1 protein-coding gene is annotated in these 2072 nt (G+C 53.6%); it reads left to right on the top strand.

Annotated features, from left to right (window positions below; all coding sequences use genetic code 11):
* The first annotated feature begins 220 nt into the window (after window positions 1–220).
* A complete protein-coding gene (locus QME66_13545) occupies window positions 221–1762 on the top strand; it encodes an IS1182 family transposase (GenBank protein ID MDI6809970.1) in 1542 nt (513 codons plus the stop codon).
* Window positions 1763–2072: the final 310 nt, after the last annotated feature.

Here is a 2072-nt window from a genome sequence, read left to right as displayed (position 1 = left end):
CGCGTCTCCTGCTCCGCACTCATCACCTCGAATAGATATTGTTCGTAACTCAGAGACTCGCGCCGCGAGCGGTTGGCTTCCTCTTCGTAGCACGAGCGCACCGTTGGCAGATGAAGCTCTCTCAGCACCCCGAGAAGCGCGTTGAATCTGTAGAAAAAGCCCTTCACGTAATGGGGATATTGGCTACAATGTGCGAGTAAGGTATTGAAAGGGGGGAGCGATGCCGCGTTTCAAGCCCTACTCGTACGAGCAGATGCTGATGATTCCCGTTGATCTCAAGAACCAACTGCAAGCTGGCACTTTTGAGTTTGCTCTCAACGGGATCGTTGATGAGATGGATCTTTCCATCTTTGATGGTCGTTTTCGTAACGATGAGACCGGTGCCCCTGCCTACGATCCTGCTATTCTCTTAAAGATAGTTCTCTTTGCCTATTCCCGTGGGATTACGTCCTCCCGGGAGATTGAGCGGGCATGTCGTGAGAACGTGGTATTCATGGCGTTGTCGGCGGACAGTCATCCGCATTTTACGAAGATAGCCGAGTTTATTTCCTCGATGGAGGAAGAGATCGTGCCGCTCTTTCGCAATGTGCTTATGATCTGTGCTGAGGAGGGGTTAATCGGGCGGCAGATGTTTGCGATTGATGGGCGCAAGATAGCGTCGAACTGTGCGAAGGAGTGGAGCGGGACGAGGAAGGATTTTGAGAAGAAGAGGGGGAAGCTGGAGAAATCGATCCATCTTTTGCTGCGCAAGCACCGGGAGACGGATGAGAGTGATGAGGGCACGCCGGGGATGCGGGAGAAAGAGGAGGAGGCGGTAGAGCGGCTGAGGGCGAAGGTGAAGAAGATCGAGGGTTGGCTGGAGAACGGGGAGGATAAGAAGGGTTCATCGGGTAATGTGAAGCAGAGCAATTTGACGGACAATGAAAGTGCGAAGATGCCGAGTGCGCATGGGGTGGTGCAGGGTTACAATGGGATTGCGGCGGTGGACGGGAAGCATCAGGTGGTGGTGCACGCGGAGGCGTTTGGGGAAGGCCAGGAGAAGCAGCTTTTGAAGCCGATGTTGGATGGGATGCGAGAGAACTTTGCGGAGATGGGCGAGCAAAGGGATGTTTTGGAGACGGCGGTTTTAGTGGCCGATAATGGGTATCATAGTGAAGAGAACGTACGGATGGTGTTGGAGGGTGGGATCGATGCCTACCTACCGGATAATCGTTTTCGCAAGAGGGATCCATTATTCAAGACGGCGGAGCGGCACCGGAGGCCGGTGGATCGGAAGAAGACGAGCCGACAAGCGCGGTACTTTCAAGTTGCTGACTTTAGATACGATGAGACGAAAGGGAAGTTGGTGTGTCCTGCGGGGAAAGAGCTATACCTGAAGAACCGGAACTTTGGGAAGACGAAGGGTTACCGCGCGATCTCGTACATGGGGAAGAAGACGGACTGCCGGGTGTGTGAGCTTCGTGCGAAGTGTTTGCGCAAGGCGCATACGGTGGCTCGGCAGGTGACGATCTTTCATGGCCGGGAGGATGGTGAAAAGAGCTATACGCAGAGGATGATCGAGCGGTTCGACACACTGAGGGGCCGGTTTTTGTACAGTCGGCGGTTGGGGATAGTGGAGCCGGTGTTTGCAAACATCTGCCACGCCCGAGGGCTCAATCGGTTCACTCTGCGGGGGAAGGTGAAGGTCGATATTCAGTGGAAGCTCTTTAGCATGGTGCATAACATCGTGAAGATCGTGCGGTATGGTCCACGATTCGCTTGAGGGAGTGAGCGCGATAGGCCGGGCATCCGGGAGGCCGTGACAGAAGGCGATGATAGTGACCAAGTTGATGGGATACGGGGACGCAGATATAGGACAGACTGATTCCGGCTGACAATAGTAACAAAGCGGACAGAAGCCGCTCATTCAGATGACTTTTTCTACAGACTCGTTAACCGTTGGAAAAGGAGAAGGTCCAATGACAAGATTCGGAATGACATGTGTAGTGATCGCTGTTGTATTTGCCGGACTAGTGTGGTGCGTCATTAATATCTTGACATATAGACGTGCCTGCTGTATGCTGATGATCGTG

The organism is Candidatus Eisenbacteria bacterium (assembly GCA_030017955.1).
Classification (GTDB): Bacteria; Eisenbacteria; RBG-16-71-46; order JASEGR01; family JASEGR01; genus JASEGR01.
The sequence above is the reverse complement of the archived record's forward strand: the minus strand, read 5'-3'. Positions and strand labels throughout refer to the sequence as shown.